The 16456-nt window shown below is 49.0% G+C and carries 14 protein-coding genes; 10 read left to right on the forward strand and 4 right to left on the reverse strand.

Annotation, left to right across the window (positions count from 1 at the left end; all coding sequences use genetic code 11):
- The first annotated feature begins 24 nt into the window (after nucleotides 1-24).
- Nucleotides 25-1341, forward strand: a complete 1317-nt coding sequence (locus ACO6VG_RS01510; protein WP_422135285.1) for a GntP family permease — start codon at nucleotides 25-27, stop codon at nucleotides 1339-1341.
- Here the strand turns inward: ACO6VG_RS01510 and ACO6VG_RS01515 are convergent.
- Nucleotides 1284-1943, reverse strand: coding sequence for an inorganic triphosphatase (locus ACO6VG_RS01515; protein WP_422135286.1), 660 nt, complete (start codon nucleotides 1941-1943; stop codon nucleotides 1284-1286). The two genes, ACO6VG_RS01510 and ACO6VG_RS01515, sit on opposite strands and share 58 nt — an antisense overlap.
- Nucleotides 1944-2199: 256 nt before the next feature.
- Between ACO6VG_RS01515 and ACO6VG_RS01520 the strand changes: the two genes are divergently transcribed.
- The 6 genes from ACO6VG_RS01520 (at nucleotide 2200) to argA (ending at nucleotide 7480) form a co-directional block, all read left to right on the forward strand.
- Nucleotides 2200-2880: a TIGR00153 family protein gene (locus ACO6VG_RS01520; protein WP_317145111.1), complete on the forward strand. Its 681-nt coding sequence runs from the start codon at nucleotides 2200-2202 to the stop codon at nucleotides 2878-2880.
- Between the two features lie 24 nt (nucleotides 2881-2904).
- Nucleotides 2905-4176, forward strand: coding sequence for an inorganic phosphate transporter (locus ACO6VG_RS01525; RefSeq protein ID WP_422135287.1), 1272 nt, complete (start codon nucleotides 2905-2907; stop codon nucleotides 4174-4176).
- 190 nt (nucleotides 4177-4366) lie between these two features.
- The gene (gene argE / locus ACO6VG_RS01530) at nucleotides 4367-5521 is read left to right on the forward strand and encodes an acetylornithine deacetylase (RefSeq protein ID WP_422472335.1); all 1155 of its coding nucleotides are present in this window, start codon (nucleotides 4367-4369) and stop codon (nucleotides 5519-5521) included.
- A 105-nt stretch (nucleotides 5522-5626) separates the two neighbouring features.
- Nucleotides 5627-5878: a YoeB-YefM toxin-antitoxin system antitoxin YefM gene (yefM, locus tag ACO6VG_RS01535; protein ID WP_422135289.1), complete on the forward strand. Its 252-nt coding sequence runs from the start codon at nucleotides 5627-5629 to the stop codon at nucleotides 5876-5878.
- Nucleotides 5875-6129 carry a Txe/YoeB family addiction module toxin gene (locus ACO6VG_RS01540; RefSeq protein WP_422135290.1) on the forward strand — a complete coding sequence of 85 codons (255 nt, stop codon included), beginning with the start codon at nucleotides 5875-5877 and terminating at the stop codon, nucleotides 6127-6129. The genes yefM and ACO6VG_RS01540 overlap by 4 nt, the downstream gene beginning before the upstream one ends.
- Before the next feature lie 46 nt (nucleotides 6130-6175).
- Entirely contained in the window at nucleotides 6176-7480 is a 1305-nt protein-coding gene (gene argA, locus ACO6VG_RS01545) for an amino-acid N-acetyltransferase (RefSeq protein WP_422135291.1), read from the forward strand.
- A 22-nt stretch (nucleotides 7481-7502) separates the two neighbouring features.
- Here argA and ACO6VG_RS01550 read toward each other — a convergent pair whose 3' ends face one another.
- From ACO6VG_RS01550 to thiI, 3 genes are all read right to left on the reverse strand, one after another.
- Nucleotides 7503-9878 carry a hypothetical protein gene (locus ACO6VG_RS01550; protein WP_422472337.1) on the reverse strand — a complete coding sequence of 792 codons (2376 nt, stop codon included), beginning with the start codon at nucleotides 9876-9878 and terminating at the stop codon, nucleotides 7503-7505.
- A gap of 206 nt (nucleotides 9879-10084) precedes the next feature.
- The gene (locus ACO6VG_RS01555) at nucleotides 10085-10594 is read right to left on the reverse strand and encodes a dihydrofolate reductase (protein WP_422476249.1); all 510 of its coding nucleotides are present in this window, start codon (nucleotides 10592-10594) and stop codon (nucleotides 10085-10087) included.
- Between the two features lie 11 nt (nucleotides 10595-10605).
- Nucleotides 10606-12066: a tRNA uracil 4-sulfurtransferase ThiI gene (thiI, locus tag ACO6VG_RS01560; protein ID WP_422472339.1), complete on the reverse strand. Its 1461-nt coding sequence runs from the start codon at nucleotides 12064-12066 to the stop codon at nucleotides 10606-10608.
- Nucleotides 12067-12973: 907 nt separating this feature from the next.
- Between thiI and glnA the strand changes: the two genes are divergently transcribed.
- The 3 genes from glnA (at nucleotide 12974) to glnL (ending at nucleotide 16456) form a co-directional block, all read left to right on the forward strand.
- Complete coding sequence (glnA, locus tag ACO6VG_RS01565) at nucleotides 12974-14377, forward strand: glutamate--ammonia ligase (RefSeq protein WP_422135295.1); 1404 nt, start codon at nucleotides 12974-12976, stop codon at nucleotides 14375-14377.
- 256 nt (nucleotides 14378-14633) lie between these two features.
- A complete protein-coding gene (locus tag ACO6VG_RS01570) occupies nucleotides 14634-15155 on the forward strand; it encodes a DUF4124 domain-containing protein (protein ID WP_422135296.1) in 522 nt (173 codons plus the stop codon).
- Between the two features lie 194 nt (nucleotides 15156-15349).
- Entirely contained in the window at nucleotides 15350-16456 is a 1107-nt protein-coding gene (gene glnL, locus ACO6VG_RS01575) for a nitrogen regulation protein NR(II) (RefSeq protein ID WP_422135297.1), read from the forward strand.

Below are 16456 nucleotides of genomic sequence, written 5' to 3' on the forward strand. Positions count from 1 at the left end.
ACCATTCTCTCAAGACACTCCGCTGTGACCCCATCAATACTGCATAGTTTTCTGTTCGTCCTTTCACTGACAGCCCTCATTCTGATATTGATTGGTCGTCTCAGGTTTTCGCCATTCATCGTCTTGCTGCTCAGTGCTTACGCCACAGGTTTTTTTTCAGGCCTGCCGATCTCTGAACTGACTCCCCTCATATCCCGTGATATGGGCAAGACGTTCGGCGACGTCGCTCTGCTCATCATTTTTGGGGGATTACTGGGAAATATTCTGGAGAAGTCGGGCGGAGCCGTCCTTCTCGCAGAGAAGCTGATTCTCTCTATCGCCAGGCGCTTTCCTGCGTTAGCCATGGGTATAGCCGGATATATTATTTCTATTCCCGTTTACTGTGACTCTGGATTTATCCTGCTCAACAGTATCAGGCAGTCTATTGCCCGGAGAGTGCAGTGCAACCCGATCTCTCTCAGCGTTGCTCTGGGTGGAGGCCTGTTTGCAACCCATTCTCTGGTCCCTCCCACACCCGGGCCCGCAGCGGCAACCCTGATTTTGGAAATATCTCCGAGCCTGACAATTCCCTGGGCGCTGGGAGTGGCTCTCCTGGTCACTTTTGTAGCTATTCTCTGGGGTAAATGGGTCACCCGCTGGCTGAATGATGAGAGCCAAGTGGTCAGTGACCCTCCTCAATCCCCCCCTGCTCATCAAAAGAATGTCTGGACAGCGATTATCCCTATCCTTCTGCCTTTGCTACTGATGTCCATGGCTAACTTTCAAACAGGCAATAAAGAGCAAAGCTGGACTGCTTTCCTTTCACAACCTGCCAATGCTCTGTTCCTGGGTTTGCTGGCCAGCCTGCCTTTGATTCGACACTGTAAGACCGGACTGACTGAGATGTTCAGTGAGAGTATTCACTCATGCGCGATGATTATCTTGATCATTACAGCCGGTGGGGCGCTTGCGGGAATGCTGGCTCAGACCGGACATATAGCCAGAATTGCTCAAGGACTGCCAGAGAGCCTTGGACTGATTTTGCCTTTTCTCGTAGCCGCTCTCTTCAAAACCGCCCAGGGTTCTAGCACCGTGGCCTTAATCAGTGCGGCTTCGATGATGGACCCCTTGCTGCCTGGCTTGGGTCTGGACTCCCAAAATGGTCGACTGTTGACCTTTTTGTCGGCGGGATGTGGCTCCATGATGGTTACCCATGCCAATGACAGCTATTTCTGGGTAGTCACTCAGTTTTCCGGAATCAGCCCGGCCACAGGCTTTAAGTCATTCACCCTGGCCACCCTGCTTCAGGCTTTTACTGGACTGGCAACCGTGCTAGTGCTGGCTGGATTCCTGAAGATCTGAAGCAGTTCAAATCCTCTCTCGGCCTTGCTCTTGTCTGCAGGCTTCAAATCAATGGTTTTTGCCAGTTCATCGGCAATCATTTGCAGTGCATTTTCATCACCCTTCACCAGCTCGAGCTCCAACTCACAGATGACACTGCTCTCATCTCCTGAGCGGACAAACCCGTAATCCAGAGCAACTTCAACCCTGGCATCTGGCTCAGACCACTCCACCAGCCAGCAGGTACGATCAAAATCGGTCGAGAAAAGCGGTATCAGGGACTCTGGAGGAAAAGCTCCCAATGATTCTGGCCAGACTTTTTTTAACCCTTCCATATCCAGTTCCGGTCGCTCTATTGACCACTCCCACTCCCCCCGGCGAGTCAGTCCGTCAAGACTCTCACCTTTGGTTTTAAGCGTTTGAAAAAGCTGACCATTTTTCTCTCTGATACGCAAGGCAACCCGAGCCTGATTTAGTGTCAGAGAGGCCGTGTCAAAGTAGGTATTGCCCAAATGAAAGGTTTCAGGTGACGAGCTGGCGAACTTTTTCCAGAAAGTCAGTGTCTTAAGAAGAGGTATCTGCTCTTTTGGCAGCGACAACTTTAACTCTGTTTCAGTATTCATGGGTTATCTGACCGACGGCTTAAAAGGGTCATTTTACCTGTAACAACAAGGGCTTGTTATGAAAAATGAGCGTCAGAATGGCCACAGCACTTCCAGTGCAGGTGGCGTTTCAATGCATAATTTTCAGCCAGCTCCTATAATTTTTGGTCAGCCGCCCTCTTCCAGGGAACGGGATGCGATGTTAGTTCTGTAAGTCGTTCGCCGCAAACGACGAGGAGTCTGACCCCTAGAAATTTAATCCGACAGGTCTGCGACTATGCCAACCAGCAATCTACTATCGAGTGTATTTGGCCGATCTCCTATTGGTCCGATACAAAAACACATAGCCAAGGCACACGAATGTGCCATACAGCTGGAACCATTTTTCAAAGCAGCATTTGATGGCGACTGGCTGGAAGTTGAAAGTATTCAGCAAACCATCGTAGAGCTGGAGCACGAGGCTGATCTCATCAAAAAGAACGTTCGACTCTCCCTTCCCAAAAGCCTGTTTTTGCCAGTGCCCAGAAATGATCTTCTGGAGATAGTGACGGTGCAAGATAAAGTAGCAAACAGGACCAAGGATATTGCCGGCATTGTGCTGGGCAGACAAATGATGATCCCCCAGGAGATGAGGGAGGCTTTTATGGACTACCTGAAACGCTCCATTGCCACTTCAGCGCAAGCAGTCAGGGCCATGGATGAACTGGATGAACTGCTGGAAACAGGCTTCAGGGGAAGAGAAGTCAATCTGGTGGAAGAGCTCATTGAAGAGCTCGACCAGATAGAAAGCGATACCGACAAGCACCAGATTGAAGTCAGAAAAATTCTGTTCAAACTGGAAAAGGACCTCCCCCCTGTGGAAGTCATTTTTCTCTACAAAATTATCGACTGGGTCGGTGACCTGGCAGATCGCGCCTCAAGAGTTGGCAGTTATCTTCAATTGCTGCTTGCCCGTTAACTCTAATGATTGGAAATAACATCCATGAGCATTATCGCTGAGTATGGAACGATACTGCTGATTCTCGCCTGCCTCTTTGGCTTTTTCATGGCCTGGGGCGTGGGAGCAAATGATGTCGCCAACGCCATGGGAACCTCGGTCGGTTCCAAAGCTCTGACCATCAGACAGGCCATTGTCATTGCTGTCTGCCTGGAGTTTATGGGTGCCTACCTGGCCGGTGGATCGGTTACCGATACGATCAGAAAAGGGATCATCGATCCCGACATGCCATTACTGCTGGAGCATCCACAGCTGCTGGTTTACGGAATGATGGCAGCCCTGCTGGCTGCGGGCACCTGGCTGTTAGTTGCCACCCATTATGGCTGGCCTGTGTCGACAACACACTCTATTGTCGGGGCAATTGTCGGTTTTGCCGTTGTCAACGTCTCGGCAGATGCCGTGAACTGGGGGAAAGTCAGCTCAATCGTAGCCAGCTGGATCGTCTCTCCCATCATGTCCGGCTTTATTTCTTTCATGATTTTCATGAGCGTCCAGAAACTAATACTGGATACCGACAACCCTTTTAGAAATGCCAAAGTTTACGTGCCCATTTATATGTTTCTGGTTGGCTTCATGATGGCTATGGTGACCCTGACTAAGGGGCTCAAGCATATTGGCCTGCCGCTGGATTATCAGGAAAGCAGCCTGATCTCGCTACTGATTGGCCTGCTGGTCATGCTGGCCGGAAAAATAGCGCTTTCCAAAATCAAGGAAGATGCACAGGCCGACAAAGCTTTCCATTTCTCCAGTGTCGAGCGAGTCTTTGGCGTAATGATGATCTTCACCGCCTGCTCGATGGCTTTTGCCCACGGTTCCAACGATGTTGCCAATGCAGTAGGTCCTCTGGCAGCAGTGGCCAGTATTGTTCTCAGTGGCGGAGAAATCGCAGGCAAGGCAGCCATGCCAAGCTGGGTTTTGCTTCTGGGGGCTGGAGGCATAGTGGTGGGTCTGGCTACCTATGGATATAGAGTCATGGCGACCATAGGCACAGCGATTACTGAGCTAACCCCCAGCAGAGGTTTTGCAGCAGAACTGGCAGCAGCGACCACCGTCGTTCTGGCCTCAGGGACCGGGCTTCCTATTTCCACCACACACACTCTGGTGGGTGCCGTGTTAGGGGTTGGCCTTGCCAGAGGAATTGGTGCACTTAACTTGAGAGTCATCGGCACTATTTTTATGTCCTGGTTAATCACACTGCCCGCCGGTGCCTTCCTTGCTATCGTCTTCTTCCATATTTTGAGGCTTATTTTTGGTTAACTAGAGGGCTCTTCTACGCACCCTCTTCCAGCATTTTCGTTTCAGTCTCTCGTACCTATCCCGAGGCAGGGCTGTTATCATGCTGAAAAAGGCTGTTAATTTCGGCACTGGAAGGTTGACAGCCAGATGATCTGGCAGATTTGATTTATGCCTATCCAATTTTCCAACAATTAGAACCTGGGGCCTGATAATGTCTGGAATCCAGCAACCTGATCTGAAAGCAGTCCTGTCGCGGTTGATAGAGATTCCCTCTGTCAGTTCCACACAGCCTGAGCTGGATATGGGCAATATGCCGGTGATTCATGAACTGGCAGGCTGGCTTGAAACCATGGGCTTTTGCTGTGAGATCATACCCATTCCGGAAGCACCGCTGAAAGCCAACCTGATTGCCACTCTGGGCTCAGGTCCTGGTGGATTAGTTCTGGCAGGCCATACCGATACCGTGCCATACAATGAAAATCTCTGGCAATTCGACCCTTTCTCACTCAATGAATCCGATAACCGGTTTTACGGTCTGGGCATCTGCGATATGAAGGGATTCTTTGGTCTCGTCATGGAAGCAGTAAAAGATTATCTGAAAGTGCCTCTGAAGGCCCCCTTGATTATTCTGGCAACAGCAGACGAAGAATCCTCCATGAGTGGTGCCCGGGCCCTGGCTGCTGCAGGTAAACCCAGGGGGCGTTATGCGGTGGTGGGTGAGCCTACCGGTATGCAACCAGTCTATATGCATAAAGGTATCATGATGGAACGCATTCGGATTCTCGGACAGTCCGGTCATTCGAGCAACCCGGCCCTTGGCAGGAATGCCATGGAAACAGCCCATAAAGTAATCACTGAAATCATGGCGTTCCGGGAAGAACTGGCCGGTAAATACAATAATCCCGGATTTGCTGTGCCTACCCCTACCATCAACCTCGGTTGCATTCATGGTGGCGACAACCCTAACAGAATCTGTGGCCACTGTGATTTGGACTTTGACGTGCGCCTCCTGCCTGGTATGGACAGCCGGGAGCTGAGAGAAAGCCTGAAACAGCGTCTTCTCCCCATCGCCAGAGCCGATAATGTAAAACTTTCTCTGAACGCGATTCACGACAGTATTGATCCATTTACAGGCTCTGCCGACTCTCCCCTGGTGAAAACCTGTGAAAATCTAACCGGCTATTCAGCGAAATCCGTTGCTTTCACTACGGAAGCGCCTTTCTTCAGCCGAATGGGGATGGATACAGTCGTGCTGGGTCCGGGTGATATCGATCAGGCTCATCAACCTGATGAATACCTTTCTATGGACAGAATTCATCCAACCATTGAGCTACTGAGATCTCTGATACGGCAATTCTGCCTCTGATTAACCCTTCTATCAGCCTTCAGCGAAACGAATCGACTGGATAAATTCGTTATGCTGCGCTAACTTATTGTACAGAATAATGAACATGTACGATATAGGTGAACTATGGATACGATTAGTTATACATCAGCAAGAAATAATCTGGCAAAAACCATGCAACAGGTGTGTTCCGATCATGCTCCGGTCATTATTACCAGAAAAGGGGAACAACCCGTCGTTATGATGTCAATGGAAGACTATAAATCACTGCAAGAGACAGCATATTTACTGCGCAGCCCGAAAAATGCTCGCCGTTTGCTTGAGTCTATTGCTGAGTTAGAAAGTGGAAAAGGTACTGAAAGAGAGCTCATAGAATGAAGCTCACTTTCTCAGAACGAGCGTGGGAAGATTACCTTTACTGGCAAAAAACAGATAAAAAAATTGCTAAACGGGTCAATTCATTAATTAAAGAAATCAAGAGAACGCCCTATGAAGGAACCGGGAAGCCAGAGCCGCTAAAACATGGACTATCAGGTTATTGGTCAAGACGCATCAATGATGAGCACAGGGTTGTATACAAGTTTGAAGACGATTCTATTTTGATAGCCAGTTTACGCTATCACTATTGAGTTTGATTCAGCAACGTAACATCAGAATGAAGATAAACAAACAGCCATGAACTTGAACAAGAACTACGTAAAATTTTTCCGCCAGAGTTCGCCCTACATTCATGCCCACCACGGCAAAACGTTTGTCATTACTCTGGGCGGTGAGGCTCTGGCAAGCCTTAATCTGAACAATATCATCAACGATATTGCCCTGCTCAACAGCCTGGGCGTTCGACTGGTTCTTGTCCACGGTGCCCGACCTCAGATCGAGGAGCGTCTCAGAGCCAGAGGCCTTGAGTCCAGATTTCACAACGAAATACGGATTACGGATCGTCAGTGCCTTGAATGCGTGATGGACGCTGTGGGTAATCTTCGCGCACGAATTGAATCCAAGCTTTCACTCGGTCTGGTTAACTCTCCCATGCACGGGGCCAGCATTCGAGTTATTAGTGGCAATTTCGTCACTGCAAAACCTCTGGGTGTGATCGATGGGCAGAATTTTCTCCACACCGGTGCTATTCGCAAAATAGATAAAGAAGCAATCCAGCAGCAGCTCGACAGTGGCTACATAGTTCTTCTCTCCTGCCTCGGTCATTCACCGACTGGCGAGCTTTTCAACATGGAGGTGGAAGAAGTCGCTACCCACACAGCCATCCACCTTGAAGCCGAAAAACTACTTTTGTACTCAAGGTTTGAAGGTGTAAAGGATCAGCAGGGGCAACAGATCAGCCGTCTTTCCCCCCAGGAAGCTGAAAAAGTCCTCAAGCACCTTCATGGGGAGGACAGAAGACTGCTTTCCTCAGCCATTACCGCCTGTCACGGTGGTGTGGAACGCTCACAGCTGATCAGCTTCGAGCAGGACGGTTCTCTGCTAATGGAGCTTTTTACCCGTGATGGATCTGGCACGATGGTTTCTCGTGATCGTTATGAAGAAATTCGTGTGGCCAGCATTGAGGATGTGGGGGGAATCCTGGCGCTTATCAGGCCTCTGGAACAAAAAGGCATCCTCAGAAGGCGTTCAAGAAAAGAGCTGGAGCGTGAGATTCGGCTGTTCCGGGTCATTTCCCTGGACGGCATGATTATTGGCTGTGCAGCTATCCATTTGTTTTCGGGAGAAAAGGTCGCGGAGCTGGCCTGTCTCGTCGTACACCCTGATTACCAGAAGAAAAACCGAGGCGACCTTCTTCTCAGTGCTATAGAAGAACAGGCTGCCCAACAGGGAATGGATACGCTGTTTGTATTAACGACCCAGACCAGCCATTGGTTTCTGGAACGAGGTTTTTCTGAATCCACCCAGAAGTCTTTGCCTATGGAGAAGCGCAATCAGTACAATGAGGAGAGACAATCCAAAGTTCTGGTCAAGAAGCTTTGAGGCATAGAAAAGCTTATTGCGCTCAAATAGGGGTCTGTGGGGGAATAATATGGCTCATTTTCTGATCCCAGGAAGCGGTTTTGGTCATAACGCTCTCATAGTATTTACCAATAGCTCCCATCATCATTTCAGAAATGATTTGATGGTGATATTGCCGTCGTAGAATTAACACAGCTGCCTCCCGATCATCCATATGATCAAACATGGGAGAGCCAGGGTTAACCTGGCTCAGCTGCTGTTGGAGCCTGACTTCTTTCATAATGTCTTTATGGGAATCATGCAGTTTCAGCATACGATCAACAAAGTCTTCCAGCTGATCTTTAGCCAACCTTCTCATGGTATTCATTTCTTCCCGTCCGGTTCTTTTTCTCTGACCCTGCCAATCCCAGACCATACTTTTGCCTGTCTTCTTTCCGGTAATGCGTTCAAATCGCTCTTTATTGACTGCCTCGTTGTAACGATCAACAAAAAGATCTGCCAGAAAGAAAAAACCAAAGATAATTAATCCATCCACAGTGGGCTTGGGCACGTGAGGTGAGATTTCCAATGCTGGTCTCCTTTCAGAAGCATGCCAGACCACTTTAAAGCCATGGAGCATGGTTGATTTAATGGCTCCCTTCAACCAGACATTCAAATAACTTCTGACGCCATTCTCAGCCAGTATCAGGGCATTGGCCACCCTGTCGGCGTGAGTGTTAAAGCGACTCTTTTCTTCTTCGCTCAGCTCTATATCGGGCATTTCTTCTGCCAGTATCCGCTCCAGCTCTTCCACAGCCTCTTTGGAAGCAATAGAGCCGTCACTGGTTAAATCATCGGTCATTTTCGGGAACACTTTTTGCAGCCATCCCGTCTGCTTGGTCTTGAAATGATATGACTTGCCAATCACTCGAGGATCATTGGCCGCATGGCTGAACAAGCGTTCTCTTTTCTCCGGGTCCATGTTTTTGAATTTACCGTTCCACAGCTGATCCAGAACCGGCTCCCACTCTTGATCCATTCTCTCAACGTCGCTGACGGCTGCTGTGTAGAAACGTCTGTAAAGTTTGAAAGCATCTTGCAGGTTGCGTCTGCGATACAGGTATCGAGCTTTGCCTTCCTCCAGACGTATCACGGCTTCAAGATTGCTCTCATCTTTCTCTCTTTCCATCTCCAATCTCATCTGAGCGTCTTTTTCCAGCGCAGAATAGGCAGTGAAGATGCGGGTTAAGGTTTCATGACTGCAGATGTATCTCAGGCTTTTCAGGAAGACCCGAAATTTCTTGTCATCCATCTCTGACAAGACACCCAGATCATTCACCTCCAGTTTGTAATCAGCGGATGCTTCTGCCCTCTGTAAAGCCCTGATCGCTTTGGTCATCCGAATCAGCTCTGTACCACCACTCCATACACCGTACCAGGCAATATAACTGAATAGAGCCGCTGCAGCGGCAATCCCCCCTGACACCAGACCTATCAGCACGGTACTGACCACTATGGCAGCAGAATTAAGACTAAAGTACCTTTTATTCCTGAGAAAATGGCGTTTGATCCTGTCACGGGTATCCGTATTCTTTAGCTTGATACCCCCCCCTTTATCCACAACATTCTGAATATGGGTCCTGTCGACTTTATCCAGGTGGTAACGAGTCGCTTTGGGTCTTTCAAGTCCGGGAGGAGTTGCTGCAGGAATAGAAGGGTCAAACCTGCTGACGGGACCTTTACCTCTTCTGCCCGGTAACTGTTCGACCGGTGTGCGAGTCTCTGGTGCAAACCGCCAGCGCAGCGCATTCTTGATTTCAAGAATACGTTCAAAGGTAATATCCGTATCGTTGAGCAGCCCTGTATCCTGTGCCAGTTTGACAATCGTAGCTTCCGCTGTGTCAGCATCCACATTGAAGTCTCTCACGGTGCTCTGAATTAAGTCCGGTATCAGAGCCCTTTTCAAAAAGCCAACGGGCAGAGTTCGATCTTCTGCAAGGTATTTATAAGTCAACTCAACGGTAGAACAAGAAACGGTTTTTCTGACTTCAGTGAGAACCTGTTCACTGATTTTTTCACTGCCCCCTGACAGCACCAGTTTCATTGCTTCACCTTTTTTCTCTTCACCCAGCACACAAACATGGTGATAGGCCATGGCACAGGCAATATGGTAGTCACGCAGACTGCGCTGGATAGGAGAAGAGAGTTCTTCGTGGGCAGCATAACGGAATGAGTCGTAAACCCTGAGTGCCTTTGCTGCTGAGGGACCTCCGCCAAATAGACGCTTGATAAAACCGCCTATGCGCGAGAAAACAAAGCGACCCCGCCACCGACCGTAATCAATCTGACCCAGGCTGGAATCTTCTGAAGTTCTGACGGTCTCTTTTCGCTCTGTAGCAGAGAAAGGAGAACCTCTTTGGTTCCTGATCTCTGATGGCATGCCTCTCAATCCCTGAGAAATAGATGATGAATCGAAACGTTTTTTATTAGATAAGATGATTAAAAAATACAAAAGCAACAATATTTAAACTATAGCCGCCTCAGGGCTGCTGTGGTTTTGTTTTACGCTTGTACTCACTAAAAACAGCTGTAAATAAGAAAAGCCAACTTGATTTAGCTGGCTTATACGGCAGGGAGACCAGGACCTCAGACGGACTTGCGATCGAGCACCTGATAACTGAACTCCAGGGCCTGATCATCTTCAGAGACCTGATCTTCCCTGGCGGTAATATCCCATTCACTGTCATCGATTTCCGGAAAAAATGCGTCACCATCAAACGATTTGAAGACTTTGGTCAGATAAAGCCGATCAGCTCTGTCCAGGGCCTGACGATAAATCTGCTCACCACCAATCACCATGATTTCTTCATTGCCATTGATCATGGCTACATCTTCCGCCAAAGAAATGGCATGCTCAAGACTGTGCACCACCCTGACCCCTTCATAATGCCAGTCTTTGTCACGGGTAATGACAATATTGGTACGACCCGGCAGAGGCTTGCGCAGTGAATCAAACGTCTTGCGTCCCATAATTACAGGCTTGCCCATGGTGACAGCCTTGAAATAGCGGAGATCTCCGGGCAAGTACCAGGGCATTTTATTATTGATGCCGATGGCATGGTTTTTGGCAACGGCGGCAATCATGGCAATTTTCATCATCTTATCGGTTACTTTTTCCCTGGGTTGTAGACGCCGACATTCTCATGCCCTTCGTCACGAAGGTGCATGGCGTGCAACTGACTCATCACCCCTTTTTCGCAGTAGAGCAGGTAGTGCTTATCTTTATCCAGTTCAGCAAATTTTGTCCTGAGCTGATAGAAAGGAATCGTCAGCACTTCTCGGTCATTGAGATCAAAAGGCTTGATCTCTTCTTCATCCGGATGGCGGATATCAACAACAATGTCGTCTTGTTCTGCGGTCTCGAACACCTCAACTTCTTCACGGGTCAGGTCATCGGCAATGATATCAGAAACGGAAACCTTACGACGATCGACAACCGCCGCATCCAGAATGGAGAAATCAAAACGGGCTTCTTGCGCTGCAATTTTTTCCGGCTTGGCCCTGGTGGTCGGATTTTTCGAGATCACCGCACAATACTCGGGAATATTTTTTACCAATTCCTCTGAACCGATCCTGACTGAGATATCAATGATGTCCTGCTTATCCATGGCAATAAGCGGACGCAAGACCAGATGATCGGTAGCCGAATCAATAACCGCCAGGTTGGTGAGTGTCTGGCTGGAAACCTGGGCAACGGCTTCTCCGGTGACTACGGCTTCAACATACATCTCTTTTGCGACCCGGGTTGCAGCTCTCAACATCATCCGCTTGAGAACAACACCCATCTGGGAGTTATCTACCTTGGTCAGAATCTCTTCGACAACCCCTTCAAAAGGAACCGTAACAAAGTTGACGTTATGGGACGAGCCAAAGCGGCTCCAGAGATAATAAGCCACCTCTTTCACCGCCAGCTCATGGGCATGGCCACCCAGATTGAAGAAACAGAAGTGGGTTCTGATACCCCGTTTCATGGTCAGGAAACTTGAAACTGTCGAGTCAAAGCCACCAGAGATTAGCGATAATACGGGCTCCATAGAGCCCAGTGGGTAGCCACCCAACCCATTACCACGGTTCGTGACCAGGAAATAACGGTCGCCCCTGATCTCAATTTTTACGACAACGTCCGGATTTTTGAGCTTGACACCCGCCGCTTCAGTTCGGGCATTCAGGCCACCACCCACGTATCGCTCCACATCAATAGACTGAAAGTCATGTTTACCTGAGCGTTGACAGGTAACCCGGAAGGTTTTCCCGGCCAGCAATTCACGATTCACTGCCAGAGCATTATGCATAATGTCATCCAGGTCAGTCAGCGGATACTCAACCACCTGTTGCCAGTACGCTATACCGGGAATATGGCTCAACAGATCGGAGACCTGAGCCACCAGCTGAGAATCATCATGACCAGTGGCCAGCTCGATAAAATCCCAGGTGCCAGCCACCTCAACGTCTTCATCAACCCGTTTGAGAATGGTACGAATATTCTTGCGCAGCTGCTTAATAAAACGCTTTCTCACCGGAGGCGTCTTAATGGTAATTTCAGGAAACAGCTTGATGATGAACTTCATAGAATTGTATGTCCGGTGCTCTCCCATCGGAAAAATGTCACCACAGAAAAGTGCCACTGCAAGTCAGGAAGAGAACCCGGTCCAGATGCCAGTTAGGAAAATTAAGAAACGAATCCACACGATTATACAGAAGACTCCCAGACACCGGTAACCCCGGCTGGTAGCAGACAATTCGCTTAGACACCTCGTAAAGGCCACATGGTTGTTAGTAGTCCCTGCAGATTCACGCTACACTGGGCACCGCCTGGGAATGGTTTTGCGGATATTTAACGGGCAAATGCACCAAACCGAAACACTCTCAAAGTCTGGCGCACTTTTTTTGTGCACTTATTCGATTTAATGAGATTCTTTTCGGTGCAACCACCTGCATTCGGCTTATACTCAGGCATGTTCACGTTTTAGAACTCAGCAAAATCAACCGGTTTTCGATACTGGCACAGCAATTGCTGAGACGGTGTCGGCACAGCCGCCAATGCGGCACAATACGACTAAATGTTGGTAAACCGCCATAACGATTGACAAGTCTCTAGGAGGCCGACCGAGAATAGCGCCCGTAGCGAGGACGGCAGAAAATTGAGGATGAAAATTCGGTTTTGTGAGGAGAATAGCGAGCTATTTGACGAACAAAAGCGGATTTTTAGACCAATTTGCTGCCGCCGCAGTAGGGCAGTCTATTCTCGGTCGGCCTCCTAGGAGCCTGACCGAGGGTAGCGCCCGTAGCGAGGACGGCAGAAAATTGAGGATGAAAATTCGGTTTTGTGAGGAGAATAGCGAGCTATTTGACGAACAAAAGCGGATTTTCAGACCAATTTGCTGTCGCCGCAGTAGGGCAGTCTATTCTCGGTCAGGCTCCTACAATCGACCTGCGGTGCTCAACGAGAGCTATAGTCCTTTGGAGGAATAATAAATGTCCAAGACCCTGAATTTGATCAAGGATCACGATGTAAAATGGGTTGACCTTCGTTTTACCGATACCCGTGGTAAAGAACAGCATGTTTCCCTGCCGGTCGGCGAAGTCGATGCCGAATTCTTCGAGCTGGGTAAAATGTTCGACGGTTCCTCCATTGCTGGCTGGAAAGGCATCAATGAATCCGACATGATCCTGATGCCTGATGACAACAGCTCAGTCATCGATCCTTTTACTGACGAAACTACTCTGAACATTCGTTGCGACATCATCGAGCCTTCAACCATGCAGGGCTACGAGCGTGACCCACGTTCTGTTGCCAAGCGTGCTGAAGAGTACCTGAAGTCTACTGGTATTGCTGACACGGCTTTCTTTGGTCCGGAGCCGGAATTCTTCGTATTTGACGATGTTAAGTGGAACGTTGACATTTCCGGTGCTTCATACCAAATCAACTCTGAAGAAGCGGCCTGGTCTTCCAGCAAGTCTTTCGAAGGTGGCAATATCGGCCACCGACCAAAAGTTAAAGGCGGTTACTTCCCGGTTCCTCCCGTCGATTCACTGCACGATATTCGTGCTGCCATGTGCACAGCGATGGAAGCTCAGGGCCTCGGCGTTGAAGTACATCACCACGAAGTAGGTACTGCGGGCCAGTGTGAAATCGGTGTTAAATTCAACACCATGGTAGCCAAGGCTGACGAAGTTCAGATCCTGAAATACGCCGTACACAATGTTGCTCACGCTTACGGTAAAACTGCCACCTTCATGCCCAAGCCTCTGGTGGGTGATAACGGCAGCGGTATGCACGTTCACATGTCCCTGAGCAAAGATGGTGAAAACCTGTTTGCTGGCGATGGCTATGCCGGTCTGAGCGAAAACGCTTTGTACTACATTGGTGGTGTCATTAAACACGCTAAAGCGATTAACGCTTTTGCCAATGCTTCCACCAACTCCTACAAGCGACTGATCCCGGGCTTTGAAGCACCTGTTATGCTGGCTTACTCTGCCCGTAACCGTTCTGCTTCCATCCGTATTCCTTACGTAAACAGCCCCAAGGCCCGTCGTGTAGAAGTTCGCTTCCCTGACCCAACAGCTAACCCATACCTGGCGTTTGCTGCTCTGTTGATGGCTGGCCTGGACGGCATCAAGAACAAGATCCACCCTGGCGACGCTGCTGACAAGGATCTTTACGACCTGCCTGCAGAAGAAGCGGCTGAAATCCCGACCGTTGCAGAAAGCTTCGAAGAAGCTCTGGCCGCTCTGGATGCCGACCGTGAATTCCTGACTACCGGCGGTGTATTCACTGACGACATGATCGACGCTTACATCGAACTGAAGAAAGAAGAGTGTGTACAGGTAAGCCAGACCACTCATCCTGCTGAGTTCGATCTCTACTACAGTGTGTAAACGAATAGGGCAGTAACTACTACTCCTGTTATCAAAAGCCCAAATGCTGGAGTGTCTATCGCCACAGATAGCACTCCGGCTGTTATTCAAGTCCCCTCTATTTCATATCCCCAATACTCGCTTTAAAGTCCTTTCATCGCCTTTTTTTGTCCTTTCTTTGTCCTTTCTTGACCGCACGGATGCAAACAGGTGCGCTCTACAGTACTCTAGGAGAACCCGGAATCAGCCTTAGATCACCATGAAAAGAATAATATTTATGTTATTGCTGGCCCTACCCCTGCCTGGACAAGCCTCTGAAATTTATAAAACGGTCGACAAGAATGGCAATGTCACATTCACTGACAGCCCTGGCGCCCGTGAAAAGGCTGAGCCGGTAGAACTCACTCCCATTACCAGCATACCCTCTACCCAGACAACAGGTCGCTCGTCCATCAAGCCGTTGAATAACCATAAAGAGGGCATTTATCCAGTCTTCACGATTACCGAACCTGCCAATGATTCAACCGTCAGAGATAATGGCAACTTCACCGTTAAAGTCAGCCTGAAACCAAGACTGGTAAAAGGTCACACTTTGTCCTTGTCAGTTGATGGCGTTCAGCAGGGCCCCCCCCAGAGAAACCCTCAATTCAAGCTGAAAAATGTCGATCGAGGTACTCACCAGCTGTCAGTGACCATTCTTGACCCTAAAGGCAAAACCTTAAAAACCGCCAAAAGCACTGTGCATGTGCAGAGAACGGTTTTCAGACCTCCCACACCGGTTCCAACACCAGCCCTCTGAAACTACTGATCGCACTATGTTAGTGCGCTTTGATAAACTGACTTATAATTCGGAGCCTCTCGACTCTTTTCAGTAGTGCGACCTGATGCAAAAAGGTCACACACTGAAAGAGATTGGCAACAGTTGGTTCAATTCTTGCGTAATGTTTTACCAGACCATGAAATAACAACCACCACTTATCCGGGTGTCAGTCGGTGATCAATGAATTTGTACTGGAAAATCTAAACACGGCCATTATTGCTCTGGATCAGGAGCTTCGTGTCTCCTTCATCAACCATGCTGCTGAAGCACTCCTGGATATCAGCGAAAAGAGCGGTCTGCAATTGCCCCCGCCGCAGTCGCTTGACCATGGCTCCATGATGAAAGACCTGCAGCGAGCCCTGGAGCAGAACCAGCAATTTACCCGCAGAGAGTCAGAAATAGTGATTCATGGAGCCCCAGTACTGGTTGATTACACGATTACTCCCGTGGAAAACCAGCACGCCTGCCTGCTGGTAGAGATTCACCCAAGAGACAGGTTGCAACGCATCACTCGTGAAGAATCTCTGATTGCCAAGCAGGAAACCTCACGTATTCTCGCCCGTGGACTCGCTCATGAAATCAAGAATCCACTGGGAGGTATAAGAGGCGCAGCCCAACTATTGGATAAACAACTGGATGACAAAGAACTCAGTGAGTTCACACAGATCATCATTGAGGAAGCGGATAGACTCAGAGACCTGGTTGACCAGATGCTCGGCCCCATCAAACCCCCGAGCATGAACAGTCTGAATATTCACGAGGTGCTGGAAAGGGTTATCCAGCTGATACATGCAGAGACCGGTGGTCAGCTGTCTATTGTGAAAGATTATGATCCCAGTATTCCTGATCTTCCTGCTGACAGGGAGCGGCTGATTCAAGCCATTCTCAACCTAGTGCGTAACGCCATGCAGGCCATAGAACAGCACATGCCTTTAAGTGATGGTCAAATAGCCATTCAAAGCCGTATATCCAGACAGTTCACGATTGGCAATCAACGACGGAAGCTCGTTTGTCGTCTATCCATTATTGACAATGGTCCCGGTATTCCTGAGCACCTTAAGGAAAATATTTTTTACCCCATGATTAGTGGCAGAGCAGAAGGAACCGGCCTCGGGCTACCCATGGCCCAGTACATTATCAGCCAGCATCAGGGGTTAATTGAATGTGACAGTAAACCGGGGCAGACATGCTTTCACGTCTATCTCCCGCTAACGATTAATCAGCCTTCATCCCAACCGTCTTACATCAGACAGTCTTCAGCGGATAAACAACAGGAGTAA

This window comes from Endozoicomonas sp. ALB032, assembly GCF_049310125.1.
In the GTDB taxonomy this organism is placed as follows: Bacteria; Pseudomonadota; Gammaproteobacteria; order Pseudomonadales; family Endozoicomonadaceae; genus Endozoicomonas_A.

Coding starts and splice junctions, on each gene's coding strand:
- ACO6VG_RS01555 (WP_422476249.1), bottom strand. CDS start 10,594: ATGAAAATTGCCATGATTGCCGCCGTTGCCAAAAACCATGCCATCGGC.
- ACO6VG_RS01515 (WP_422135286.1), bottom strand. CDS start 1,943: ATGAATACTGAAACAGAGTTAAAGTTGTCGCTGCCAAAAGAGCAGATA.
- ACO6VG_RS01525 (WP_422135287.1), top strand. CDS start 2,905: ATGAGCATTATCGCTGAGTATGGAACGATACTGCTGATTCTCGCCTGC.
- ACO6VG_RS01570 (WP_422135296.1), top strand. CDS start 14,634: ATGTTATTGCTGGCCCTACCCCTGCCTGGACAAGCCTCTGAAATTTAT.
- thiI (WP_422472339.1), bottom strand. CDS start 12,066: ATGAAGTTCATCATCAAGCTGTTTCCTGAAATTACCATTAAGACGCCT.
- glnA (WP_422135295.1), top strand. CDS start 12,974: ATGTCCAAGACCCTGAATTTGATCAAGGATCACGATGTAAAATGGGTT.
- argA (WP_422135291.1), top strand. CDS start 6,176: ATGAACTTGAACAAGAACTACGTAAAATTTTTCCGCCAGAGTTCGCCC.
- yefM (WP_422135289.1), top strand. CDS start 5,627: ATGGATACGATTAGTTATACATCAGCAAGAAATAATCTGGCAAAAACC.
- argE (WP_422472335.1), top strand. CDS start 4,367: ATGTCTGGAATCCAGCAACCTGATCTGAAAGCAGTCCTGTCGCGGTTG.
- ACO6VG_RS01550 (WP_422472337.1), bottom strand. CDS start 9,878: ATGCCATCAGAGATCAGGAACCAAAGAGGTTCTCCTTTCTCTGCTACA.
- ACO6VG_RS01540 (WP_422135290.1), top strand. CDS start 5,875: ATGAAGCTCACTTTCTCAGAACGAGCGTGGGAAGATTACCTTTACTGG.
- ACO6VG_RS01520 (WP_317145111.1), top strand. CDS start 2,200: ATGCCAACCAGCAATCTACTATCGAGTGTATTTGGCCGATCTCCTATT.